22 protein-coding genes and 3 pseudogenes are annotated in these 24,149 nt (G+C 69.7%); 15 read left to right on the top strand and 10 right to left on the bottom strand.

The window, feature by feature from the left end; all coding sequences use genetic code 11:
• Positions 1-10: 10 nt before the first annotated feature.
• Positions 11-895 carry a glycoside hydrolase family 16 protein gene (locus tag ACF1GV_RS17585; protein ID WP_391681333.1) on the bottom strand — a complete coding sequence of 295 codons (885 nt, stop codon included), beginning with the start codon at positions 893-895 and terminating at the stop codon, positions 11-13.
• A gap of 1,150 nt (positions 896-2,045) precedes the next feature.
• Here ACF1GV_RS17585 and ACF1GV_RS17590 point away from each other — a divergent pair.
• From ACF1GV_RS17590 to ACF1GV_RS17600, 3 genes are all read left to right on the top strand, one after another.
• The gene (locus ACF1GV_RS17590) at positions 2,046-2,603 is read left to right on the top strand and encodes a PadR family transcriptional regulator (protein WP_391681335.1); all 558 of its coding nucleotides are present in this window, start codon (positions 2,046-2,048) and stop codon (positions 2,601-2,603) included.
• A gap of 78 nt (positions 2,604-2,681) precedes the next feature.
• Entirely contained in the window at positions 2,682-4,406 is a 1,725-nt protein-coding gene (locus ACF1GV_RS17595; protein WP_391681338.1) for an acyl-CoA dehydrogenase family protein, read from the top strand.
• Between the two features lie 213 nt (positions 4,407-4,619).
• On the top strand, positions 4,620-5,000 hold the full coding sequence (locus ACF1GV_RS17600) for a DUF6417 family protein (protein ID WP_391681653.1): 381 nt from the start codon (positions 4,620-4,622) through the stop codon (positions 4,998-5,000).
• Positions 5,001-5,377: 377 nt separating this feature from the next.
• On the opposite strand, the gene ACF1GV_RS17605 is transcribed toward ACF1GV_RS17600, so the two are convergent.
• Positions 5,378-5,755 carry a hypothetical protein gene (locus tag ACF1GV_RS17605; RefSeq protein ID WP_391681341.1) on the bottom strand — a complete coding sequence of 126 codons (378 nt, stop codon included), beginning with the start codon at positions 5,753-5,755 and terminating at the stop codon, positions 5,378-5,380.
• A 137-nt stretch (positions 5,756-5,892) separates the two neighbouring features.
• On the opposite strand from ACF1GV_RS17605, the gene ACF1GV_RS17610 reads away from it, so the two are divergent.
• A complete protein-coding gene (locus ACF1GV_RS17610) occupies positions 5,893-6,477 on the top strand; it encodes a hypothetical protein (RefSeq protein WP_391681342.1) in 585 nt (194 codons plus the stop codon).
• 150 nt (positions 6,478-6,627) lie between these two features.
• Positions 6,628-7,163 (top strand): annotated as a pseudogene (locus ACF1GV_RS17615) (radical SAM protein); the annotation flags it as partial.
• A gap of 129 nt (positions 7,164-7,292) precedes the next feature.
• Here the strand turns inward: ACF1GV_RS17615 and ACF1GV_RS17620 are convergent.
• From ACF1GV_RS17620 to ACF1GV_RS17635, 4 genes are all read right to left on the bottom strand, one after another.
• Positions 7,293-8,975 carry a serine/threonine-protein kinase gene (locus ACF1GV_RS17620; RefSeq protein WP_391681345.1) on the bottom strand — a complete coding sequence of 561 codons (1,683 nt, stop codon included), beginning with the start codon at positions 8,973-8,975 and terminating at the stop codon, positions 7,293-7,295.
• 793 nt (positions 8,976-9,768) lie between these two features.
• Entirely contained in the window at positions 9,769-10,626 is an 858-nt protein-coding gene (locus ACF1GV_RS17625; RefSeq protein WP_391681348.1) for an aldo/keto reductase, read from the bottom strand.
• Complete coding sequence (locus ACF1GV_RS17630) at positions 10,623-11,057, bottom strand: cupin domain-containing protein (RefSeq protein ID WP_391681350.1); 435 nt, start codon at positions 11,055-11,057, stop codon at positions 10,623-10,625. The genes ACF1GV_RS17625 and ACF1GV_RS17630 overlap by 4 nt, the downstream gene beginning before the upstream one ends.
• A 71-nt stretch (positions 11,058-11,128) precedes the next feature.
• Positions 11,129-11,449 carry a carboxymuconolactone decarboxylase family protein gene (locus ACF1GV_RS17635; protein ID WP_391681352.1) on the bottom strand — a complete coding sequence of 107 codons (321 nt, stop codon included), beginning with the start codon at positions 11,447-11,449 and terminating at the stop codon, positions 11,129-11,131.
• A 227-nt stretch (positions 11,450-11,676) separates the two neighbouring features.
• Here ACF1GV_RS17635 and ACF1GV_RS17640 point away from each other — a divergent pair, with 227 nt between their 5' ends.
• Complete coding sequence (locus tag ACF1GV_RS17640; protein ID WP_391681355.1) at positions 11,677-12,564, top strand: helix-turn-helix transcriptional regulator; 888 nt, start codon at positions 11,677-11,679, stop codon at positions 12,562-12,564.
• Positions 12,565-12,733: 169 nt separating this feature from the next.
• On the opposite strand, the gene ACF1GV_RS17645 is transcribed toward ACF1GV_RS17640, so the two are convergent.
• Positions 12,734-13,051: a hypothetical protein gene (locus ACF1GV_RS17645; RefSeq protein ID WP_391681357.1), complete on the bottom strand. Its 318-nt coding sequence runs from the start codon at positions 13,049-13,051 to the stop codon at positions 12,734-12,736.
• Between the two features lie 779 nt (positions 13,052-13,830).
• Positions 13,831-13,935 (bottom strand): annotated as a pseudogene (locus ACF1GV_RS17650) (lamin tail domain-containing protein); the annotation flags it as partial.
• Positions 13,936-14,433: 498 nt separating this feature from the next.
• Here ACF1GV_RS17650 and ACF1GV_RS17655 point away from each other — a divergent pair.
• Positions 14,434-15,033, top strand: a complete 600-nt coding sequence (locus tag ACF1GV_RS17655) for a hypothetical protein (RefSeq protein WP_391681361.1) — start codon at positions 14,434-14,436, stop codon at positions 15,031-15,033.
• Positions 15,034-15,042: 9 nt separating this feature from the next.
• Here the strand turns inward: ACF1GV_RS17655 and ACF1GV_RS17660 are convergent, their stop codons facing one another.
• Complete coding sequence (locus ACF1GV_RS17660) at positions 15,043-15,609, bottom strand: hypothetical protein (RefSeq protein WP_391681363.1); 567 nt, start codon at positions 15,607-15,609, stop codon at positions 15,043-15,045.
• Here ACF1GV_RS17660 and ACF1GV_RS17665 point away from each other — a divergent pair.
• Positions 15,576-15,953: pseudogene (locus tag ACF1GV_RS17665) on the top strand (ABC transporter ATP-binding protein); the annotation flags it as partial. The gene ACF1GV_RS17660 and the pseudogene ACF1GV_RS17665 overlap by 34 nt on opposite strands.
• A gap of 30 nt (positions 15,954-15,983) precedes the next feature.
• Here ACF1GV_RS17665 and ACF1GV_RS17670 read toward each other — a convergent pair.
• The gene (locus ACF1GV_RS17670; protein WP_391681366.1) at positions 15,984-16,418 is read right to left on the bottom strand and encodes an ATP-binding protein; all 435 of its coding nucleotides are present in this window, start codon (positions 16,416-16,418) and stop codon (positions 15,984-15,986) included.
• Positions 16,419-16,562: 144 nt separating this feature from the next.
• Here ACF1GV_RS17670 and ACF1GV_RS17675 point away from each other — a divergent pair, with 144 nt between their 5' ends.
• The 7 genes from ACF1GV_RS17675 to ACF1GV_RS17705 all read left to right on the top strand — a co-directional run bounded on the left by ACF1GV_RS17675 (position 16,563) and on the right by ACF1GV_RS17705 (position 23,794).
• Complete coding sequence (locus tag ACF1GV_RS17675) at positions 16,563-17,330, top strand: IclR family transcriptional regulator (protein WP_391681369.1); 768 nt, start codon at positions 16,563-16,565, stop codon at positions 17,328-17,330.
• 43 nt (positions 17,331-17,373) lie between these two features.
• Complete coding sequence (glpK, locus tag ACF1GV_RS17680) at positions 17,374-18,888, top strand: glycerol kinase GlpK (RefSeq protein WP_391681371.1); 1,515 nt, start codon at positions 17,374-17,376, stop codon at positions 18,886-18,888.
• Positions 18,889-18,969: 81 nt separating this feature from the next.
• A complete protein-coding gene (locus tag ACF1GV_RS17685; RefSeq protein ID WP_391681374.1) occupies positions 18,970-19,584 on the top strand; it encodes a hypothetical protein in 615 nt (204 codons plus the stop codon).
• Positions 19,581-20,831, top strand: a complete 1,251-nt coding sequence (locus tag ACF1GV_RS17690) for an MFS transporter (RefSeq protein ID WP_391681376.1) — start codon at positions 19,581-19,583, stop codon at positions 20,829-20,831. Before ACF1GV_RS17685 ends, ACF1GV_RS17690 begins: the two co-directional genes overlap by 4 nt.
• A 996-nt stretch (positions 20,832-21,827) precedes the next feature.
• Positions 21,828-22,256, top strand: a complete 429-nt coding sequence (locus ACF1GV_RS17695; protein ID WP_391681379.1) for a hypothetical protein — start codon at positions 21,828-21,830, stop codon at positions 22,254-22,256.
• A 9-nt stretch (positions 22,257-22,265) separates the two neighbouring features.
• A complete protein-coding gene (locus ACF1GV_RS17700; RefSeq protein ID WP_391681381.1) occupies positions 22,266-23,141 on the top strand; it encodes a sensor histidine kinase in 876 nt (291 codons plus the stop codon).
• Positions 23,138-23,794, top strand: a complete 657-nt coding sequence (locus tag ACF1GV_RS17705; RefSeq protein ID WP_391681384.1) for a response regulator — start codon at positions 23,138-23,140, stop codon at positions 23,792-23,794. The genes ACF1GV_RS17700 and ACF1GV_RS17705 overlap by 4 nt, the downstream gene beginning before the upstream one ends.
• The last annotated feature ends 355 nt before the right edge of the window (positions 23,795-24,149 follow it).

Genomic DNA, 24,149 nt, shown 5'->3' on the forward strand with positions numbered 1-24,149 from the left:
GGGCGCCGGTTCAGACGGTGTCCTCGAAGGTCACCCCCCGCGCCCGGTAGTCATCGACGACGCCCTGCACCTCGGTGGGGGTCAGCACCTGGTCCTTGAGGTGATACACGTAGTCGACCGTCTCCTCGTACGAGCGTGACCGCTTGCTGGTCGTGCCCAGGAGGTCGATCAGCCAGTGGTTGAAGCGGATGTCCATCGACGTCTCGGGCAGGTACGGCTCCCCGTGCGAGGCGAAGAGCCTGCCGTCGATGTAGTAGTTGACACTCGCGGTGTCGACGGTGATGACCAGGTCGTGCCAGCCGTCGAAACCGGCGCGCTCCTGGGTGGAGATGTTCACCTCCTGGGTGTCCGAGTAGGTCTCCCAGGAGGTGGCGAGCAGGGCGCTGCTGGGGATGCCCCATCCGCCGTTGGGCAGGTACTCGAAATCGAGTTCGCTGTAGTCCGGGTCCAGGGGGAAGTTGAGCGGCGAGATGGTGAAGAAGGTCTGCACCATGTGGTCGCCGTCCGGTCCGGCCGCGGGCGTGTCGCTGAAGCGGACGCGGGCGGCGTAGGTGCCGCGGAAGAACTTGCGCTGCGTGTGGATCTCGCTCTCTGAGGTGGTGGAGGCCGTGCCGCTGCTACCGGCGCGCAACGTCATGAGGGAGTTGCCGCCGGACTCGGTGGTGAAGGTGATGTACGACGGCCGCCAGGTGGCTCCCGTAACACCGGGTCCGCCCTGGCCGGACTTCAGGGTCCAGCCGTGCTGGGTGAGCTGCGGATCCGTGTAGCCGGCGTAGTTGAAGTCATCGAACAGCGCCTGGCCGACGACGGGTTGGGCGACCGCGTCCCGGGCGGCATCGGCCTTCCCGGGGAGGGCGGTGAGGGTGGCGCAGACCAGGCCGGTCGCGGCAAGCACGAGGGCTGCCCTCTTCCGGAGAAACTGGGCGAATCCGGGCATCGGTTGACTGCCTTTCGTGAGCTGGGCAGGGCAGGGCGAGGTTCGGTGCCGGAGAAAGCCGAAGGAGAGGTGCGGCATTGCGCAGGGGTGGCAGTTGATGCGGACTGCAGCGCCGCGAGCGGGTGCAACGGCAGGCGGGTCGGGTGACGTCAGGGCAGCGGCTGGGCGTTGCGCAGGCAACTGATTGCCTGTCAGGAGCGTGGCACAGCAGGCCCGGACGCGACAGGGCCTGGCCCCGGGACCACCCGAATGTGTGAGATGGCGCCTGGTGATACGCGAAAACGCCGCCCCCCGGTCATCGGGGGGGGGGCGTGACCGGCTGGGGCTGTGCCGTGTGACTTGCTTCCCTCAAACCAGCGGCGTTCCCTCCTGTCTTGCCGTGAATACTCTTCCGAATCACCTCCCTCTGGAAGGAACCAGGGTCCTTGTGGAGGCCGCCGCGCGCCCAGCCGGTCGAAGAGACGCCGAGCCCGGCACATGCCCGCCTGCCACGGCCGACTCCGGGCGAGGAGGAACCCCGGTCAGCAGGAGCATTGCCCACGTCCGGCAGATATCGTCGTGCCAAGCCTGCCGTGGCCGTGAGAATCCCTGCTCGTCCCCCTGCGGCACTCTGCGAGGTGTGCTCTCCCTACCCCGTGCCAGCCCTAACTCCCGTCGTCTGCCGGTCACATGGTGGTCTGCGGCGACGACGCCCTCGCCCAACGCCTCGCGGCCGAGCTGACTGGTGTCTACGGCGAGCAGGCACCCTGGTCGTGCCGGAAGCGGACGATGCCGTCCGTGTCGTCCGTCCAGGCGCGCTCACCTCGGTCGTGCGCCGGCGCATACCACTCGCCGGGGCGCGCGGGCCCGAGGCCAGGGCTTCAGCGGAGCGCTCGGGGCCGCAGCGGCCAAGGCGCAGGGGGAGGGGCCGCCTGTGCTTGAACGAGCGGGTCTCCTATACAGCCTGCTGTTCTCCAGCGAGGACACCGCGGCCGCCGAGCATGCCAGGCCGGGTTTCCCCGCCCCCGGCATGCTGCCGTCGCAATGATCTGCGCGACCTGCCCCGGGTGAGCCGTGTCTCACGGCGGAACCATTGCTATGCAACAAGGTGCATAGAAGGATCGTGTACATGGCACTCGAGCACGCGATCCTCGTTTCCCTGCTGGAGAAGCCGGGCTCCGGCTATGAGCTGGCCCGGCGGTTCGAGCGGTCCATCGGGTACTTCTGGACCGCTACCCACCAGCAGATCTACCGCGTGCTCAAGCGGATGGAGAGCGACGGCTGGGTCGACGTCCGGGACGTCCCGCAGTACGGGCGTCCGGACAAGAAGGAGTACTCCGTCGCCCAGCCCGGACGCGAAGCGCTTTCTGTGTGGCTGAGCGAACCGACGGAGCCGGAGAGCGTGCGGCACGACCTGGCGGTGAAGATCCGGGGTGCCGCCTTCGACGATCCGGCAGCCCTGATCGGCGAGGTCGAGCGGCACCGACAGGCGCACACCGGCCGCCTCGCTCACTACCTCGCGGGCGAGGCCCGTGACTTCGGGGAACCCTCGGCGGACGGTCCGCTCGACGCCGAGCGGGAACTCCAGCACGTCGTGCTGCGCGGCGGCATCGCGTACGAACGCATGATGATCGCCTGGCTCGACGACGTCCTCGCCACACTCGCCCGCTTCGACGCCGAACACTGACCTGCCGAGCGGGCCCTCACCCGGACCGTGACCGTGCCCGGACCCACCCTCATCCATCCCAGCCGAAAGGCGGCACCTGTGACCGACGCTCTGCTCTTCAACCCGCGCACATACGACCCCGCGCACTTCGACCCGGAGACCCGCAGGCTGCTGCGCGCCACCGTCGACTGGTTCGAAGAGCGGGGCAAGCGCCGGCTGATCGAGGACTACCGGACCCGCGCCTGGCTCGGCGACTTCCTCACCTTCGCCGCAAAGGAAGGCCTCTTCGCGACCTTCCTCACCCCCGCCTCCGCCTCCGCAGAGGGCGAGGGCGACAAGCGCTGGGACACTGCCCGCATCGCCGCCCTCAACGAGATCCTCGGCTTCTACGGCCTCGATTACTGGTACGCCTGGCAGGTCACCATCCTCGGTCTCGGCCCAGTCTGGCAGAGCGACAACCCCGCCGCCCGTGCCCGCGCCGCCGAACTGCTCTCCCAGGGCGAGGTGTTCGCCTTCGGATTGTCCGAGAGGGCCCACGGCGCCGACATCTACTCAACCGACATGCTCCTGGAGCCCGACGGCAAGGGCGGCTTCCGGGCCACCGGCTCCAAGTACTACATCGGCAACGGCAACGCCGCCGGGCTCGTCTCCGTCTTCGGCCGCCGCACCGACCTCGAGGGCCCCGACGGCTATGTCTTCTTCGCCGCCGACAGCCGCCACCCGGCGTACCACCTGGTCAAGAACGTCGTCGACTCGTCAAAATACGTCAGCGAGTTCCGCCTCGAGGACTACCCCGTAGCCCCGGAAGACGTCCTGCACACCGGCCGAGAAGCCTTCGACGCCGCCCTGAACACCGTCAACGTAGGCAAGTTCAACCTGTGCACCGCCTCGATCGGCATCTGCGAGCACGCGATGTACGAGGCCGTCACCCACGCACGGAACCGCATCCTCTACGGGCGCCCCGTCACCGCCTTCCCGCACGTGCGGCGCGAGCTGGCCGACGCGTACGTCCGGCTCGTCGGCATGAAGCTGTTCAGCGACCGCGCCGTCGACTACTTCCGCACCGCGGGCCCCGACGACCGCCGCTACCTCCTCTTCAACCCGATGACGAAGATGAAGGTGACCACCGAGGGCGAGAAGGTCATCGACCTGATGTGGGACGTCATAGCCGCCAAGGGCTTCGAGAGGGACAACTACTTCGCCCAGGCGGCCGTCGAGATCCGCAGCCTGCCGAAGCTGGAGGGCACCGTCCACGTCAACCTGGCGCTGATCCTCAAATTCATGCGGAACCACCTCCTTGACCCGGTCGCCTACGAGCCCGTCCCGACCCGACTCGACGCGGCCGACGACGACTTCCTCTTCCGCCAAGGCCCGGCCCGCGGCCTCGGCTCGGTGCGCTTCCACGACTGGCGGCCCGCCTTCGACACCTACGCCCACCTGCCCAACGTCGCCCGGTTCCGTGAACAGGCCGACGCGCTGTGTGAGTTCGTACGCACGGCCGCTCCCGACGAGGAGCAGAGCCGGAACCTCGACCTCCTCCTCGCCGTCGGGCAGCTCTTCGCGCTCGTCGTCCACGGGCAGCTGGTCCTGGAGCAGGCGGCCCTGGCCGGCGTCGAGGAAGACGTCCTCGACGAACTGTTCGCCGTCCTCGTACGCGACTTCTCCGCGCACGCCGTCGAGCTGCACGGCAAGGACTCGGCAACCGAGGAGCAGCAGCTCTGGGCACTCGGCGCCGTCCGGCGCCCGGCGGTCGACGAGGAGCGTTCGGAGCGCGTCTGGCAGCGCGTCGAGGCGCTGTCGGGGGCGTACGAGATGAAGCCCTGAGACCTCGGCACGGCCTCGGACGAGTCCGCGGGGTACGGGCGGCCGCCGTACCCCGCGAGGCGTTCGCCGGTGGGTGCGGAACGGTTGGCTGAAGGGCGACAGGGTTCAGGAAGAACGGACCGCAGTCGCTGCGTGCCGGGCTAACGGCAATCATCAGACCGGGGTTTCGATGTGCTGCGTAGCCAGGGCCATGCAGCGCAGGCCAGCGCTGGGGTGCCATTCCGTGACCGCGCCGGCGTCGGCCCCCGTGCTCTTGTACCCGCCCGCCGACGTCACCCCGCCGCCGTCGCACTACACCCGCTGGGTGACCAAACCGACTTAACACACCGCGCACTTCGCCGGCCGAACAACCGCTGGCGGCTGGCACTGACCCCTCAGCAGATCGACGCCGTGGCCCACGCCTTCTACCTGCGGGCCCTGAGCGGCTCGGGAGCGGAGGCCAACGGGTTCGGCCGCGAGTACGGGGTCACCTACCGGGTCGACCCGACGACAGGGCGCCCCGGAGTCGTGCGCCTGCGCTGGCACACGCCGCGCCACAGACCCGCCCGGCCGCCGGAGGTCATGGCCGCGGCTTCGGCAGCGTTCCCGGCGTGACCGGCAGCAGTTCCACGTCCGTGCACCCGGCGGCCTCCAGGGTACGCTTTTGTCGCTCCCCGCTCGGCTGGTTGGTGGGGAGTCTGACATCCCCCCTGCTGCCAGTTTCCCGCCTCCGTTGAAGGAGAGTGAGGAATGGGGGTTGGGGTGCGTGGGTGGCGGTGAAAGTTTCGGGGATGGGGGGGTGGGTGTGTGAGTGGTTGCGCATCGGCCGGAGGCGGCCGAGCTGCCTTGACGGGCCCGCTTTTCCGGGTCCTGGCCTGGAGTGCCGCGCGGCACTCTGTGCGGCACCAGGGCCGGCGCCGGGGCCGGCGAGGACCTTGGAGTGCGGGGCCCACCCGCCCTGTTTGGCGATGACGATCTGGTCGTGGTGCCCTTCAGTCGGGAGGATGTGGCCAGTCCGCGGCGGGGCTGTGGCCGGTGCAGCGGATCTCGAACCCGGCGCGTTCGCCGGCGCGGGTGACGATGTCGCCGATGGAGTCGAATGTCAGGCCGCCTTCCATGACGGTGTGCCAGCGGTTGTGCAGGCGGCGCCGTGCGTATCCGTCCGGGTCGGTGAGGCCGACGGCCTCCCTCCACGCCTGCCACGCGCGGACCGGGCAGATCGAGGGCTGGGAGCCGTAGGGAACCGGCACGACGCGGGGCGGGATCTTGGACACGCGCAGGTCGGCCTGAATACCGCCGGGGGTCTCGGCGTAGTCGCGGACGCAGTTGAAGGAGAGTTCGTGCTCGCGGCCGGCGACGGCGAAGTCCATGAGGCCAGGGCGCGGTCGCGGATGCCCTCCTTCACCAGTTGCTTGAGCCGGTTGCGGGCGAGGCGGGCGACACCGTCCTCCAGCCGCACGCCGTGCTCAGCGGGTCTGTCTCGGTGGCTCCTGTTAGGGTCCGCGCCGTGACCTCAACCGATCATCTACTCGCATTGATCCGGGACACCCCGGACGTCGCTGACTTGCTGCATTCCTCCTTCGAGTTCGGCATCTTTCGCAATGAACACGGTGAGGCGGTCCGGGCGGCCTCCGGCGCCTCGCTGGAGCCCATCGCTGGTGACTGGGCGGGCGGCACCTTCTTCCTGTGCCATGACGATGACGGGTGTCACCCCGTGATGTATGCAAGCTCCGAGGGCCGGGGCGGTCTGATCGCTGATGACTTGAAGCAAGCGCTGGAGATCATCACTGGTCTGGCTGTGTGGCAGGACTGCCTGAAGTTCTCGGGCGGCGGAAGGCTGAAGGCCATGGAGGCCGCTGCTGCACTCCTCGAAAAGGATCGAGTCAGCGACGAGCCCGCGATTGTTGAGCATCGGGCGCAGGTTGCTGCGGCCTTGTCGCTGGATCGGGTGCCTGTGTCCGAACTCGTCGCCCGGCTGAGGAGCGCGGTGATGAGGACGGGACCGGACCACCTGGTAGTCACTGAGTCCGGGGATGAGTACGAGTCACTCTTTGGAGAGTTCGTGCCCACCGACAACCCGGGGTGGCGATGAGCCTGGCCTGGCCTCGCTGCGTCAGCCATCGTCTGCTGAGGGACCTGGGCCGGTGACGGTTCGCCCGACCACTGGCTGAGGTCGGGCATGCCGAGGTGGACGGCGGAGCGGCCGTCGAGCTGAGCGAGCTTGGCTTCCGCCCCGGCGAGGCTTGCCGACGCCGACCCCTGCACCGGGGCTCTGTGGTGCACGTACCACCCGGACCAGACGCCGTACGACCGGTTCCTGACCAAGTGCCGTGCACTGTCGGCACGGGGCAGCCCGTGCAGCGTCGGCATCGTCGGCTTGCCCCGCCACCTCAGCGAGGGCCGCCGCCTCCGCGCCGACCTACCGGGGCACGTCTATCTGTGGGTGAACGCCGCCGAAGGCTACCCATACCACCCGGACGCCTCTGCCTGGACGGTCTCGACCCCCTGCTTCCGTGCAGCCGGCATCCCCGCGCCGGCGCCGGGTTGCCCTCCCGCACCGGCGAGTCGGTCGTCTCGGTTGACGGGGAAGGCACGGTCCGCCGCTGCCACTTCGTGCGCACCGAGCTCGGTAACCTCTGCGACGGCTTCTACCGGGCGGAACTCCGCCCGCGTGCCTGCCCCCTGGCCGTGTGCGACTGCTACATCGGCTACGTGAACCTGGAGCCGCTCCCGCTGTACGACGTCTTCGCGAGCGGCGTCCTGGCACGTATCCCGGCCCGGCAGGGCCGGTGCGGCCGCTCCCGAGGGCGGGGGGCCGCCCCCGGCGTCCCTGGGAGGTGCCGTTCGGGGGCGAAATCGGTGTTACGCACTGAGCGGGCCGGACGTTCCGGTCCGCCGTCGGCCTGCTCAGGATTTCCGGCGACTGCGGTGCACAGCCTGGGGCGCACCGGCGGACTGGGTGCCCTCCTCACCGAGGGTGATGGTGTCGGCGTCGGTGAGCTGGACCACGTAGAGATGGCCGGTGTCGCACTGCAGTGACGTGTCCGAGCGATCTGTGGGGTGACTGGTGACCGCTTCGAAGGTGGCCGTAGTGCCGCGCACGGCTCGAAGTGCGAGGGCCTCCGTGCAGCCGACCTCCCGGCCGGTGCCTGCCTCGGTGATGTTGCTGACCTGCTTGCCGGCCAGTTCGCCCACGGCGGCGGTGTGCAGGGTGAGGGTCACCTTGAAGGAGTCGGTGCGCGGATGCAGTCGGCCGTCGGCGTTCGGGGTGCCGGGGCCCGTGCCGATCCACACACCGGCCCACTTGGCGGAGAGAGCGGGAGCGGAGACGTCGGGGAGAGGCGGGGAAGACGTGGTGCCGTCGCCGCGGGCGCCTGCGTCGAAGGGGTGCAGCAGCAGGATGCCGGTCACGACGGCGGCAACGGTGAGGGCACAAGCGGCGGCCATCCAGTGGATGCGGCGGCGTGCGCGGAGGTATGTGGGGTGGTGGGCGCCGTACGGCAGCAGCGGGAACGGTCCGGTGGAGGAGTCCGGGGGCTCGGGCGGATACGCGCCGGAGGTGGTGGCGGGGGGATACGGCGCGGCTGTGTAAGGGGCCGGGGCGGGGGCCATCGGGGCCTGGTGGTCCGGCGGCACCGCGCACCGGACGGCGACCTCTGTCTCGCGCGCCGCGAGGTCGGCGTCGAGCCCGGGCGGAAGAGCCCGTTCCCAGGCATCGGCCCCGGACACAGGCCCGACGGTCCCATAGGCACCAGCCCGCGGATCGCCGGCGGACCCTTCCCGCCGCAGCAGTGTTGCCAGCTCTTCGCTTCGCGGGCGATCCTGCGGTTCCTTCGCCAGGCAGCGGGCGACGAGTTGTGCCAGGCCGGCCGGAACGCCGTCGAGGCGGGCGTTCTCGTGCACTATGCGGTAGAGGAGCGAGGCCGCCGATGGCTGCTCGCCCGGTAGTTCGAACGGGTTGGTTCCGGTCGCGGCGAAGACGAGGACCGCCCCCAGGGAAAAGACGTCACCCGCTTCGGTGACGGTTCCCTGGGTGGCCTGTTCGGGGGCCAGATAGCCGGGGGAGCCGATGACGCCCCCGGTAGCCGTGTGGCGGGAGTCGTCGGCGGCCCGGGCAATGCCGAAGTCGATGAGCATGGGCCGGGCCCGACCCAGCAGGATGTTGGACGGTTTGACGTCCCGGTGTGCGAGGCCGCAGGCGTGCACAGCGGCCAGGGCGGCAGCGAGTTCGCCGGCCAGGACCCGTAGGGTGGCAGGCGGCAGCGGGCCGTGGATGGCGACCCAGTCGGCGAGGGCGGGTGCGGCGACATACTCGGTGACCAGCCACTGCGGGCGGTGGCCGGGCGGGCTGAAGTCCACCACCGAGACGGTCCATGGGGAACGGACCCGGTCGCTGGTGCGGATCTCTCTGGAAAAGCGCGTCTCGAAGTCCGGGGCGGCAGTGAGGTCGGGACGAACCGTCTTGAGCGCCAGCGGGCGGCCCGTCGGGGTGCGAGACAGGTAGACCTGTCCCATGCCGCCCGCGCCGAGCCGCCCCAACAGTGGGTAGCCACCGATCGCCGCCGGATCCGTGGACTCCAATGGCTGCACGTACGCCTCCCCCTGGTCACCTCACCCCGTAAGCACAGCAGAATACGGGCTTCTTGAACGCCGGGAATGGGCGGGTGGCGCCGCTCAGAGCGGCTGCGGCTCGGCCGATGACGACCAACCCCGGGCCCTACTTTTCGTGCATCCGGGGGCGCGCGGCCTTGGACGGCAGCCGGCGCGGCAGCGCAACTCACCGCCGCCGTCCGGATGGGCGACCATATCTCCGTTACGTCCGCCCCGTCCATGACGAAGGGGCGCCGTCCGCTCGCCCCGAGGTCATCCACGAAGGACTTCTCCTCGGGGACCTCCACCCGCACGCCCAGGCCCGGGTGGTAACGGGGCCGGGCTCGTCAGGTCGCGTTCGGACGCATCAACTCGGCCCCGACACAGCTCTCCGCTCAGGCCAGCTATCGCGCACATAGGCGGGTTGTCGACGACCAGATCACCGTGCTTCCTTTGCTGGACCGCGAGCTGATCCACGCCAACCCCAGGCCGTTCACCCGGCTGACGGCCTTCGGCGACGGCTCGGCCGAGCTCGAACTGGACAGCCGCACCGAACTGCTCCAGCAGTAACAGTCGTACCGTCGCCGGTCCCGTCCTCGACGAGCACGGCGACGTGCGCCATGAGAGGTTCACTTCCCAGCAGGCCGGCCTGCTGCGAAGGCCGGAGGATGTCGCGCACTGCGCGCTGCACGATCCGGGCCAGTGCGTCAGTGAACGCCACCTCGGCGCGGAAGCGCCCGGCCCAGTACTCCGTGGCCGACCCGTGCCGGCGCGAGGTGAGGCTCGTCTGGCGTCACTTGCCGCTGTAGACAGGGAAGGCGCTGTGCTCGCCGTAGTCCACATCTCGCAGGTCTCGCAGGACATCCATGTCATCGCCGGAGATCTCGAAGTCGACCTCGGCGTTGGATCGCATGTGCTCGGGGTTCGCCGTCTTGGGCAGCGACACCGTGCCCAGCTGAAGGGTGTAGCGGATGCACAGCTGGGGGACGGACACGCCGTACTTCTCGGCCATGGCCTTGACTTCGGCGTTCTCCATGATCGCCCCGTGCGCGATCGGCGAGTACGCCTCGACGAGGATCTGCTTGTCCTCGCAATAGGCCAGGAGGTCGGAGGGCGTGTTGCCGGCGTGCACGAGCAGCTGGTTCACGTGCGGCTCGACGGTTGCGCCCTTGAGAAGGTTCTCCAGGTCCTGCTGCTGGAAGTTGGACACCCCGATGGAGCAGATCTTGCCGGCCTGGTGCGCCTCTTCGAGCGCACGCCATGCTGCGCGGTTGCCCTCGGCGTAGTCGCCGCCGCGGAAGTCGTCCCACGGCTGCGGGCTGTGAATGAGCATCAGGTCGATGCGGTCCAGGCCCAGCTTCTCGAGAGAGCCGTCGACCGCGGCGAGCGCCTGGTCGTAGTCCTTGATCTCGGCGGCGAGTTTGGTCGAGACGAACAGCTCGTCGCGGGGCACTGCGGCGGTACGCACGCCCTCGCCGACGCCGCGCTCGTTGCCGTAGGCCTGGGCGGTGTCGATGTTGCGGTAGCCGATCTCCACGGCTGCGCGGACCGCGTCGGCCGCCTTGTCGTCGTCGATGAACCAGGTGCCGAGCCCCAGCTTGGGGATCTCGACGCCGCCTGCCAGCGTGTAGGTCTCGTCCAGGATGGTCATGCGTTCGCTCCGTTCTTCGGCAGCTTGCCGTACACCTCGTCGGTGACGGGCTCGAGCCATTCGTTGCTGACGCCTTCGCCCGGGGTGATGAAGGCGACGTGGGAGAACCACGAGTCGGCCTTCGCGCCGTGCCAGTGCTTAGTGCCCGCGGGGACGCGGACCACGGTTCCCGGCTCCATGCTGACGGGGTCCTCGCCCTCGGCCTGGTACCAGCCGCTGCCCGCCGTGCACAGCAGGATCTGGTCGCCGCCGCCACCCGTGCCGTGGTGGATGTGCCAGTTGTTGCGGCATCCCGGCTCGAAGGAGACATTGCTGACGGGAACGCTTCCCGAGGCGAGCGGAGCCAGGTAGCTCTGGCCGATGAAGTACTGCGCGAAGGCGTCGTTCTTCTCCCCGAGGGGGAAGATCTGATCAAATCCGTTGTCAGCCATCTCGTTCTCTCCGTTGAATTCGACACGCCCCGCTGACCGGGCGGGGCGTCATGTGCTGGTCGTGCCGGTGATCAGGCGGCCCGCTCGTCGGCGATCTTCTTGAGCTGGGTGATTGCGGTCATGGCGCTGGGCCAGCCGGCGTAGAAGGCCATGTGGGTGATCGCCTCGGACAGCTCCTGCACCGTGAGCCCGTTGTCCAGGGCCACACCTAGGTGGTAAGACAGCTGCTCGCTGCGGTAGAGGGCGGCCAGCACACTCACGGTGACCAGGCTGCGGTCCCGCGGCGACAGTCCGGGCCGCTCCCACACATCCTGGAACAGGACCTCGTTGGTGATCTCGACCAGCTTCGGCGCGATACCGGCCAGTTCCTGGGGGGCGGACTGCTTCGCCATAAGAGGACTCCCTACGAATCGTCTCGAACACGGGATGCGGCACTCCTCACCGTCGGCCCTGCCGGGCCGGGCGGCATCCGCAGACGGGTTCCCACCGCTGGTCGACCGCAGCCGCATCCGCTGCCACCATCGAGGAAACCGCAGCTCACAGACCCGGGGAAGGCACTGCCGTTACAGGTACTGACAGAACCCCCCCAGCCCTGCCCCACCCCGCTTAGCCTGGCGATATGGACACCGCCCACGAGATCCGCGAGTTCCTCGCCACCCGCCGCGCCAAGATCACCCCGCAGGCCGCCGGCCTGCCCGCCTTCGGCGGCGGCAACCGCCGGGTGCCCGGACTGCGTCGCGAAGAGGTCGCCCTGCTGGCCGGTGTCAGCATCGACTACTACGCCCGCCTGGAGCGCGGCCAGCTCGCCGGAGCCTCCGAAGAGGTCCTCGACGCCGTCTGCCGGGCCCTGCAACTGGACGAGGCCGAACGCGCCCACCTGCACGACCTGGCCGCCGCCCAGCGCCACCGCCCACCGCGCCGCGCCGCCCGCAAAACCAAGCAGGCCGTGCCCGCAAGCCTCCAGCGCGTCCTGGACTCCATGACCGGCTCCCCGGCCTTCATCCGCAACGGTCGCCTGGACATCCTCGCCATCAACCCGCTCGGACGCGCCCTTTACGCCCCTCTGTTCACCGGCTCGCACCGCCCGGTGAACATCGCCCGCTTCCAGTTCCTCGACCCCACCAGCCGCGACTTCTTCCCCGACTGGAACGCCTCCGTCAACACCACCGTCTCCCTGCTGCGCACTGAAGCCGGTCGCGCCCCGGGCGACCCCGAGCTGACGAACCTCATCGGCGAACTGGTCACCCGCAACGACGAGTTCCGCGCCGCCTGGGCCAAGCACAACGTGCGCCTGCACCACACCGGCCGCAAGCCCTTCCGCCACCCCGCCATCGGTGAGATCACCCTCGACTTCGACGCCATGGAACTGCCCGCCCACCCCGGCCTGACCCTGACCGCCTACAGCGCCGAACTCGGCACACTCGCCCACGACGCCCTGTGCCTGCTCGCCTCCTGGGCCGCCACCGACCACCAGCACACGCCCAAACAGCAGGACACCCCCTCCTGAGGTGACACTGGGAACTCTTGACGCGCCTGCCCCGCGCGAACAGCAACAGCCCCAGGCGCCTGGGGCTGTCCGCGTCAGCGGGGCGACGGCAGGTGGGGGACGTCGGTGGGGGGAGAGTTCCGGGCGGGCACGGTGCCAGCGCGCGGGATGCCGCCACCGGCCGGAGGCGTCACGGGCGACGTCGACGCCGACTTCCACCACCAGCTCGGGTTTCACCAGCGTGACGGCCGGCTGTTCCCGGCTGCCCCACCCCGGCGGAGAACGACCATCCCGTCCATGGGTGCCCGCGCTGCCCGGCCGCGAGCAGGCTGGCGACCGCAGCGCCCGCCTTTCGGGCGAGGGTGGTGGTGCGGCCGACGTACAGGAAGTGGCCTTCGTCGTCGAGCCTGCCGAGCAGCAACGTCCGCGGAGCGGCCAGGGAGCCGGTGACCGCGCCGACGATCGCCTCACTCGTCTCGCGGACCTTGTACTTTTGCCAACCCCTCACCGACGGCTGGTAGGGATCCGTGAGCCTTTTGAAGACCCACGACACCGACGACTTCATGCGGCGCCTCGCTGTCCGTACCGCCCAAGACGCCGCGCGACCGCCACGAGTCACGCGCGCCGTCCTCGAGCCAGCCTCCCACCGCACACAAGCATCACCCGGTGGTGCCGCCCCCGGTTCCGCGCCCCTTCCCAGCCGCACAACCGGAACACGGCCACGCACCCGTCGCGGCCTCCGCCGCCGCCCCACCCCCGTCATCACCCCGGACCCAGCAGCCACCCCCCACCGCGGTGGTTGAGCACGTATGGCGCCTGTGCGAGCTCGTCCTGCGCTCCAACGACATCGACTCCCTCGCCGACTTCGCAGCCGACTACGACCCCAGGGGCGTGCGCACGCACCTTCGCCTGCCTCCTCTACACCCTCGACCGACGCGAAAGCGCCCTGTACCGGTGGCGCTTCGCCGCAGGGGGAGAAGACCCTCTCGCCGCACACCTGCTCGCCTCCCACCACGCCGCCGTTGGTATCAGCCCGGACGCCCGCCTGTGGCGGCTCCAAGCCCGCATGCTCGGCTTCACCGACCGCCACCTACCCCAGCCCGTGCGCCCCAGCACCCACCTCGCGGAAGGGTTCGCCCGAGCCGTCCCCTGGGGGAACGAGCTCAGCACCTTCATCAAGACCACCCGACTGCCCAGCGAACTAACGACCCACTGACCGGCGATGCGTGCGAGAGGAAGGCTGGCCTCCTGCGGAGGCCAGCCTGTTCACTGTCGCTGACTCGGTCATCAGCCGTGGTAGGTGATGTAGCCGCTGCCGTCCCGGTCGTTGGCGGTCTTGGTGTAGGAGTGGGCGTCGGCGCGGGCTCCGCTGGGTTTGTACAGGTAGATGGTGTACTGCCCGCGGAGCGGGAGGACCACTTCATGCGCGCCGGGCGCCCAGTCGCTTCCACCCGCGCCCTGCTCACCGCCCGGGAGAACATCCGGGCCGCGATCGAAGCCAAGGCGATGATCTGCATCGGGCAGGCCGGCAACGGCAAGTTCTTCGCGGTCAACGCCTGCCTGCGTGAGCTCGCCCCCGCACCGGCGCGCCGGATCCAATTCCGGGCCCGGCCCTTCACCCGCGACCTCCGGCACGAACTGTTCCGCTGCCCTCGGACTTCCGGGCCCGGGCGAGGTCTCCCGCCTCGACTGAGGCACCGCCGGACGCCGTACAGGAGGGGGCCGAAACTCCGACATGCGGCAGGAGGTAGTGGATGGACCGCCGGTCTCACGAGATCATCCGCAAGGTATGCGGGACCCATCGAGGAGGCTGGTGGTCCTACGAGCATGGACGGGAATAAGAGGTCCGGGTCACACGGCGGAGAGCCCCGGCAGGCGGCCGTGTCCTTCGTGACGACCGAGCACTTCACCTTGCAAGGAGCGCGGGCCGCGACGATCGCCGAATCGACCAGCCGGGCGACGCTCTTCCTCGGCGCGCTGTCCGCCGGAATGGTGGCCCTGGGGCTGATCGCCACAGCGGCCCGTATCGGCGCCGCGTTCTACACCTTCGGGCTGATCCTCCTGTCCACGCTGTCGTTCATCGGCTTCGTCACCTTCGACCGGGTACTCCAGTCCGGGATCGAAGACCTCCGATGCGCCCAGCGGATCGAACGCCTGCGTTCCTACTACTTCGACGTCGCGCCCGAGCTGACCGACTACATGGCCAGTGTCCCGCCCTCGCAGCGGCTCGCCCTGCAAGGCCTGCATGGCGGGCGCCGGCAGGTCTTCCGGACTGTCGCGGGAATGATCGGCGTGGTGACCTCGGTCGTGACCGGCTCGACCGTGGGCCTGCTCGCCTTGCTGGTCTCCAGCCGCTCGGCCGTCGTCGGATTCGCTGCGGGCGGGGCGGTGGGCGTGACCGTACTGGCGACGCTGATGCGGTATCAATACCGCGCGTGGGGGTCGGCCGGCCAGGAGCCGCCCCTGGGCCGGGAAGAGACGGACAGCTGATGAGGTTGATCAGTCAAGCGGTGCTGGGAAATGTTCTGCTCGTGCAGGGGATGCGCTGGGTGAGGGAGTGATGCAGGCACCCCGCACCGCGGCAACGAGTCCGATGATGGCCACTCCCTGGCTGCCCCGGCGCATGCACTTGGCACCATCCCAGTCCCACTTCCGCGCCGTGCGCTCGAGCTCGGTGAGGTGCTCGATCAGCGAGGGCCGCGGCCGATGATCCATGCCGACCGGCTTGCCGTGGAACAGGACGTCCTCTCTCAGGTCGGCTTCGGTGTGCTTGAACGGTTCTGCCTCCACGGACGCCAGGGCCCGCAGTGCCGGCTTCGAGGTGGCGGTGAGGGGCTGGTCGGTGATCGACACGATGTTGTCGAACAGGATGCAGTAGTTGTAGAGCCCGTACTCGCCGGTCGTGCACAGCAGACGGCCGGCGGGAATCGTGCTGATCCAGCTGGCGAACGGGTCGCGCGGACCCTCGTCGTGTTGGCCGTGCGGCATGCCGTAATGCGCGGTCACCGCGGTGGGGTCAGCGGTGATCAGGTGGGTGCGGTCTTTCGGGCCGGTCGCGGCGAGCATCCCTTCGGGTCGCCCTGGCGCGGGCGATCCTGCGCGACGCGCCGATCCTGCTGCTCGACGAGGCGACCAGCGCCTTGGACTCTGCGAGAGAGATCCTCGTCCAGGAGGCGCTCTGGCAGTTCATGGAGGGACGGACGGCGCTCGTGGTGGCGCACCGGCTGAGCACGGTCGCCGGCATGGACCGGCTCATCGTCCTCGACCGGGGACGGATCGTCGAGCAGGGCACGCACCAGGAGCTGCTCGCGTCTGACGATGCCTACGCGAAGCTGTGGCAGCACCAGACGGGCGGCTTCCTCGACGACGGCCCCGTCGGTGACACGGCCACGCGGGCCGAACTGCACTGAGCGGCCGCGGGTGGGGTGCCGGCATCCGCCTCAGACCACGCCGAACGGGACCTCCGCCCACCGAGTCGTCCCGTCCAAGTGCACGTGTACCCCGAACCGGGACGACAGCGCGGTGACGATGCCCAGCCCCCGGCCGTGCTCGTCAGGATCGACGGCGGAAGCCGACAGCCCGGTCGGGGCCACGGGACCCCGGTCGGTGACCTCGATGTGGACGGCTCTGCTCCGGCCCACCTGGCAGGGGGAGAGCCTCAACGTCGCCGGGGGCAGGGCATGGACGAGCGCATTGGTGAGCAGCTCGGAGACGACCAGCAGCACATCCGCGACCACCTCGGGGGCCAGGTTCCACTCGGCGAGGACCACGCGTGCGCGCCGGCGCACGGTCGCCACGGCCCCCGGGGCGTGCAGCAGCGGAAAGACATGCTCGGACTCCTCGCGAGGCGCCGCGGTGAACTGCGCTGTAGTCATGGAACCCTCCGTCCGGGAAGCGCTGCCAGCCGGCAGTCGGGCGCGATGGAACGCTAAAGACCGAAATGCCGCCAGTCAACGAACCGGGGTCGGCATTACCGAACGGCAGTCCCAAATGGTGAAAATCTGGACTAATATCGCCTCATGACCGGCCCAGTCCAGTCGATCGAGCGGGCGGCGGCGATCCTGCGTCTGCTGGCCGGTGGACCCCGTCGGCTGGGGCTGGGGGAGGTGGCGTCGGCGCTCGGGCTGGCCAAAGGGACCGCCCACGGCATCCTGCGCACCCTCCAGCACGTGGACTTCGTGGAACAGGACGCGGCGACCGGAAAGTACCAGCTCGGAGCGGCTCTGCTGCACCTCGGCACCAGCTACCTCGACGTCAACGAACTGCGCTCGCGCTCCATCAACTGGGCCGACGCCCTGGCCGCCCGCAGCGGCGAGGCCGTGCGCCTGGGCACGCCCCTGGAGGGCAAGGTGCTCGTCATCCACCACGTCTTCCGCCCGGACGACACTCTCCAGACACTGGACGTGGGCGCGCTGCTTCCCCTGCACGCCTCCTCACTCGGCAAGGTCCTGATGGCCTTCGGGGCCACACCCGCCGATCCCGTGCTGGAGGCCGCACCGGAGCCGTACACCCGGCACACGCTGGTCCACCCCGACGACATCACCCGGGCGCTCGGTGAGATTCGGGAGCACGGATGGGGTGCGGAGGTGCAGGAGATGAGCATGGGCGAAGCGGGAATCGCCGCACCGATCCGGGCGCACGGCGGTCTCGCGGTCGGCGCGATCGGGGTGTCCGGCCCCGTCGAGCGGATCTGCGACGCCAAAGGCCGCCCTCAGCCGGCCCTGGTCACCGTCCTGCGGGAGGCGGCACGCGCGATCTCCAGAGACCTGGGCGCGGCCCGCTGGTAGGCCACCGGCATTCCCCCCGACGCACCGGAAGGCAGGGCCGATCATGGTGGATCGGTATGTGATGTCCATCGACCAGGGGACCACCTCCACGCGCTGCATCCTGTTCGACCACGGCGGACGGCTGGTGTCGGTCGCACAGCGTGAGCACCAGCAGTACTTCCCGCGCCCCGGCTGGGTCGAGCACGACGCCGTCGAGATCTGGCGCAATCTCCAGCGCGTCGTACCCGAGGCGCTGTCGAACGCCCAAGTGGAGGCGGGGCAGATCTCCGCCGTCGGGATCGCCAACCAGCGCGAGACGACGGTGCTCTGGGACCGGCGCACGGGGGTCCCCCTGGGCAAGGCGATCGTCTGGCAGGACACCCGTACCGCCCCGCTCGTCGAGGAACTGGGGAAGGACCCCGGGGACGAGTACTTCCTCGAACGCTGCTGCCTCCCCCCCTCGACCTACTTCTCCGCACCCCGGATCCGCTGGCTGTTCGACCATGTCGACGGGCTGGAGCGGCGTGCCCGGGACGGGGAGGTGCTGTTCGGCACCATCGAGAGCTGGCTGATCTGGAACCTCACCGGTGGCGCGGACGGCGGCCTGCACATCACCGACGCCACCAACGCAAGCCGCACCATGCTCATGGACGTACGGACGCTCACCTGGAACGAGGAGCTGATGGACTTCTTCGGCGTGCCCCCCGCGATGCTGCCGGAGATCAGATCCTCGGCCGAGGAGTACGGAGAGGCCCGCACGGTGCTCCCCGGTGTTCGCCTCACTGCCGCTCTCGGCGACCAGCAGGCGGCTCTGTTCGGACAGACCTGCTTCTCGCCCGGCGAGACGAAGTGCACCTACGGAACCGGCAGCTTCCTGATGATGAACACCGGCACCGACCTCGTACGGTCCCGGCACGGGCTTCTCACCACCGTCGCCTACAAGATCGCGAACCAGCCCACGGTCTACGCCTTGGAAGGCCCGATCGCCGTCACCGGCTCGCTGGTCCAGTGGTTCCGCGACCGGCTGGGCCTGATCACCAGCGCACCCGAGATCGAGACCCTGGCGCGGACCGTTGAGGACAACGGCGGCTGCTACATCGTCCCCGCGTTCTCTGGTCTGTTCGCACCTCACTGGCGCAGCGACGCCCGGGGCGTCATCGTCGGCCTCACCTCGTACATCACCAGGGGGCACCTGGCCCGGGCTGTCCTGGAGGCCACCGGCTGGCAGACGCGAGAGGTCGTCGACGCGATGAACGCCGATTCCGCGCTGACCCTGGAGCGCCTCAAGGTGGACGGAGGAATGACATCCGACCATCTGCTCATGCAGATCCTGGCCGATGTGCTCGACGTACCCGTCGTCCGGCCCCTGGTCCACGAGACGGTGTCGCTGGGCGCGGCCTACGCGGCCGGGCTCGCGGCCGGCTACTGGCCGGACCTGCAGATCCTGCGCCGCAACTGGCACATGGCCGGCCAGTGGCTGCCGGACATGGACCCCGCTCGACGGGACTGGGAGTACGCGTGCTGGCAGCGAGCCGTCGAGCGGTCCCTGGGATGGATCCGGCCTCCGGAGCGGCCATGACCGCGCGGGCTCACCATCCTGTCCCAGCCGGAAGACCTTCACGCTGAGCGACAGGGGCATTCGGCCCATATCGGGGGCATCATGCGCCGTCCATGGATACCCCTTCCGGCGCTCGCTCTGGCACAGGTCGTGCTGTTCGCATCCCGCGCCTGGGCACAGGACGAGGTGGTCCCGCACGGCCGTGGATTCGGTGCGCGGTTTCTGCAGGCGCTCATCGACAGGATCCAGTTCGGTGTGGTCATCGCCATCACCGCGGTCGGACTCTCACTGATCTTCGGCACCAACCACCTGATCAACTTCGCCCACGGCGAGTTCGTCACCAACGGCGGCACCTTCGCCTTCTTCCTCAAAGTCTCCCCGACAGGCCCGGGGTGGCACATGGTGCCGGCCGCGCTCGTGGCCGTCCTCCTCGGAGCGCTGTTCGGCGGGGCGGGGGACCGCGTCATCTGGCGACCGTTGCGGGCGCGGGGCACCGGGCTGATCAACATGTTCATCGTCACGATCGGGCTGCCCCTGCTGCTGCGGCACATCGTGCTCATCCTCTTCGGGACGCGTCCCGCCACCTACGCCCAGTACGATCGACCTGGGCCCGGTCGGCATCGCCCCGCGGGACCTCACGGTCACCCTGCTCTCCGTCCTGGTGCTGTTCGGCGTCGCCGCGCCGCTGCGGAGGCGCTGTTAGCCTGCGGTCCATGATCAAGGGGGGTTTGGCAGGTCGAATAGGCCGGATGGCGGGGGACAGTGGGCCGGAGCGCGTGCTGGTCGCCGCCAGTTTCGTCAACCGGGTCGGCAAGGGTCTGTTCAACGCGGCGTCGGCGCTCTATTTCACCTTGGTCGTGGGCCTGCCTGCGGGGCAGGTCGGCGCCGCGCTCACCATCGCCGGAGTGATCGGCTTGTGCGCGGGGATACCTGGGGGTCACCTCGCTGACCGGCGCGGCGCACGCGTGATCATGATGCTGGCCCTCGCGGTCCAGGCGGTGTCGATGGCGGCCCTCGTCCTCGTCGAGAGCTGGGCCGCACTCACGCTCATCGCGACGGTCGACCAGATCGCCGCGGCGGTCGGAGGGGCGGCGTGGGGGGCTCTGGTGGCCCGGGCCGGGGGTCAGCGACCGGCCATGTTCCGGGCGAAGCTGCGCACCTTCGTCAACCTGGGCGTCGTCCTGGGAACGGTGGGCGCCGGGCTGGCGCTGGCCGCGGACACCCGCGGCGCCTATGTCACGCTGATTCTCGGCAACGCGGCGAGCTTCGCCCTGTGCGCGGTGCTTCTGCTTTTGCTGCCCGGCTGTCCGGTGCTGGCAGCGCCGCCGCGGCAGCGGCGCTGGCTCGTCTTCGCGGACCGTCCGTTCCTGACGTTCACCGCCCTCTACGGGGCCATGGGACTGCAGTACCCGGTCGTCTCCCTGCTCCTGCCGATCTGGATCTCCGAGCACACCGAAGCGCCGCGTTGGACGGTGGCCGCGCTGTTCGCCGTCAATTCTCTCTTCTGTGTGCTGACGCAGACCAGGATCGGCTCGCGTATCGAGACCCCGTACGACGGCGGCCGGGCGTTTCGCACTGCGGGGCTGCTCTTCCTCGTCAGCTGTCCGATGATGGCGCTGGCGGCGTACGCCCCTGTCTGGGCCGCGGCAGGACTGGTCCTGGCGGCGATCTTCGTCCATAGCCTGGGAGAGGTCTGGGAGTCCTCGGCGTGCTTCGCCCTGGGTTTCGGTCTTGCCCCCGACCATGCCCAGGGCCAGTACCAAGGTGTCCTCGGCCTCGGCTTCAACGCGGGCCAGGCTCTTGCCCCTGCGATCCTCACCACGGTGGTGCTGGGCCTCGGCACGGCGGGCTGGCTGCTGCTGGCGTTGTTCTTCGCAATGCTGGGTGCTGCTGGCCCATCTATTGCCCGCTGCGGTATGCGGACCCGGCCGCAGCCGGGCGTTGCTGCTGAAGCGACTCCGTGATCTCCGCGAGCAAGGTGATCTGCCCGGGAGTGACGTGAGCGGGTAGTTCTCTATGCGGGAGCTTTGTCAGGCTTGGCCGCCGGTCGGGGAGCGTTCGGCCAGGACAGTGCGCTTCATGCGGTTGGGGCTGATACGGGCTCTGCGGAAGATCTGCCAGGACTTCAGCCGTGCCATGACGTCTGAGCCCCGTCCCAGAAGTTCTTTGGGAAGACCGTCGAGCTCCTTGGGCTCGTATGGGAGCCAGCGGCGCGAGCCGTGGTCACTGCCGCCGAGGCTCCCCACGGAGGGATCACCACCGTTGGCGGCCAGATGGTGGGGCCGCCGCTCGTGGCCGCGGCCCGTGCCCTGACCGCCCGAGCAGGTCAGACGCCTGCTCCTTCCACCGCACCGAGAATTGATCATGAGTGACGCACGCCCGCACGGATTCCGCAGCGTCGCACAGAACCGGGTCCGTGAAGTCGTCGATCTCGACCTCGACGAGCTCCCCAGCGGCATGACCAGCGGCAACATCGCCCTTGACGAGGTGCGCTTCGAGCACCCGGTCCACGTCGGCGACACCCTGCGGGCCCAGAGCACAGTCCTTGCCGCGCGCCGCTCCAACAGCCGCCCAGCTTGCCACGACAGCTTCCGGGAGCGTCGTACCGTCCGATCCATGCCGTTATCCATCACCTCGGGTTCGGTATCGAACGAAGTGTTCAGCATCGCACTGCCCCCGGGGACGTGCCGAGACCGATTCGCACGGTGGCACACGCGGCCCGCCGCACTCGGATCCGACTACGGGGAATCCGGGGGTCTCCACCCTGGGGTGGAGACCCCCGGCGTATCTCCGCCCAGGCGCTCATGCGTGAAACCCCTGCGGCCAGCAGGCTGGTCGCTGTCTGATCGTCTCGACGAAGGGAATTCCATGATCTACGCATGTCTCGCGGCGGCTCTCGGACTGGCGGGGCTGGTGACCTACGTCGTCCGGTCGCGGCGGCGCTCCGGCGGGGGGAGCCGATGAGCGCGCCGGCCGCCGAGCGTCCGCCTGTCTTTGTGGACCGGGCGACGATGCCGGGTGAGACACCGCCCGCGCCCCTGCCGGTGGCCCGCGGCGGTACCGGCCCGGGCGTCGCCGAGGTGACAGCGGTACGGCGTCGCGAGCGACGGGGACTGGCCACGGTCATCGGTGCTTTCGCCATCTGCCCGTGCCACCTTCCGCTGATGCTGGCGCTGCTGGGCGCAGCGCTGGGCGGTACCGCCGCCGGTGTGTTCCTGCGTGAGCACATCTGGCTCGCCGGTTCGGTCATTACCCTGGTCTGGGTGGCGCTGACGTGGCGCGGGCTCTGGCTGGTACGCAAGGGGCGAAGTTGCCCGGTCCCGGGGGCGAGTGGGTCTGGTGTGCGGGCCTGGTCGCGGTGGCGGCCCGGCGCGCGACGGGAAGGGTAACTGGACTCGATGAGCGAGGTGGGCATGGTGGTGGTGCCGCTGGGCTGCCTGGCGGCGGCCGCCGCCGGCCTGCTCTCGCCCCGCTTCGGCGCTCCGCTGGCGGTCGCGGTCGGGTTGGGGCTTGTCGGCGCCGGTTTCTTCCCGGCGGTCGTGCTGTCCCCTTTGTGTGCCTACCTCGTGGTGGCACTGAGCCTGGCGGTCGTGCGTGAGCGGGCGACGCGGCGCCGGCTGGAGGCGTCGTCCGCGGCCGCGCGTGCCGCGCAGACCAGGGAGGCCGTGCTCGGTGAGCGCACGCGGATCGCCGGGGACATCCACGACGTGGTGGCGCACAGCGCCAGCGCGCTGCTGGTCCAGCTGATGGCGGCGCGCTCACTGCTTGAGGACGACCCGGTCGATGTGCCGCGGCTACGCGCGATGCTCGACCGGGGCGTCGAGGTCGCCCGGGCCTCGATGCATGAGACGCAGACGGTGCTCAGCGCACTGCGCGGCGGGGCCCCCGACTGGGCGCAGGTGCGTCAACTGGCGAATGACTTCGCGATGACCTCCGGCCTGTCCTGCGAGATCGTCCTGCCTGATCCGCCGCCCGCGCTGGAGCAGGATGTGGCCCTGGCGCTGTATCGCACGGTGCAGGAGGCGCTGACCAACACCGTGCGCCATAGTGCGGCGGAGCGGGTTCGTCTCGAGGTCACGGTCCAGGACGGACGGGTGCTCGCCACCGTGGAAGACATCGAGGGCAAGCGGCGGCAACCACACCCGAAGCTGCCCAGCGGCGGCCAGGGGCTGACCGGGCTGCGGGAACGGGTCACCGCGGCCGGCGGAACGCTCGTCGCCGGTCCGACCGCGACCGGCTTCCTCGTACGGCTGACCCTTCCGGTGGCGCCATGAGCGTGCGCGTACTGGTCGTCGACGACCAGGAACTGGTGCGCGAGGGATTGGCCATGCTGCTCGAACGGGCAACCGGTGTCGAGATCGTGGGCAGGGCCGCGGACGGGCACGAGGCGCTCGCGCTCGCCCAGAGCCTGCGCCCCGACATCGTCCTGATGGACCTGCGTATGCCCCGCATGGACGGTATCGAAGCCACGCGGCGTATCGTCGGGGCTCACCTGGACGTCGCCGTCCTCGCGCTGACCACCTACCCCGATGACCGGTCGCTGTTCGCAGCTCTGCGCGCCGGCGCGCGCGGCTACCTGACCAAGGACGCGACCGTCGAGGAGATCGTGGCCGCCCTGAACACCGTCGTCGCCGGCGGCACAGCGCTCGCGCCGACGGTCCAGGGCCGGGTCGTCGCCGTCGCCCTCGGCGGCGACGACAGCGGCCAAGGTCACAGACCGCACGACCGGCTCACATCGCGGGAGGTGGAGGTGCTCTCCTCGATGGCCGAGGGGTTGCGCAACGAAGAGATCGCGGTCCACCTGGGCATCAGCGTGGTGACCGTGAAGACCCACATCAACCACATCTTTGCCAAGATCGGAGTGGTCGATCGAGGCCAGGCAGTCGCGTATGCGTACCGCACCGGGCTGGCACCTCGCACAGACTGACCGCACGGCGAAGTACCACAACGAACAACGATATCGGCCACCGACGCCTGGCAGACCGATGGCGCCGTCGCCCCGGGCCGGTGCCTCGGCACGAGGGCGTTCAGGGCTCCCAGCCGACGAGCCGGTCCAGCGCGGCGGCAGTGGATCGGCGGCCGCACCTCCACCACGGCCAGGCCCGGCACTGCCAGGTGCGCCTGTAGAAGGTCTGCCGCTGGGGCTCCTTCACTCCGACCGTGTACCGGCTGCCTGCCGGGGAGCGAGACGCCGACCTGTGGAGGTTCCACAGGACCCAGGTGTCGCCGCTTACAGCTGGCAACGCCGTTCGGGCAGGCCGAGAAGCGCTGCGTGCGGAGAG

The sequence above is a fragment of the Streptomyces sp. NPDC014006 genome, assembly GCF_043088925.1.
In the GTDB taxonomy this organism is placed as follows: domain Bacteria; phylum Actinomycetota; class Actinomycetes; order Streptomycetales; family Streptomycetaceae; genus Streptomyces.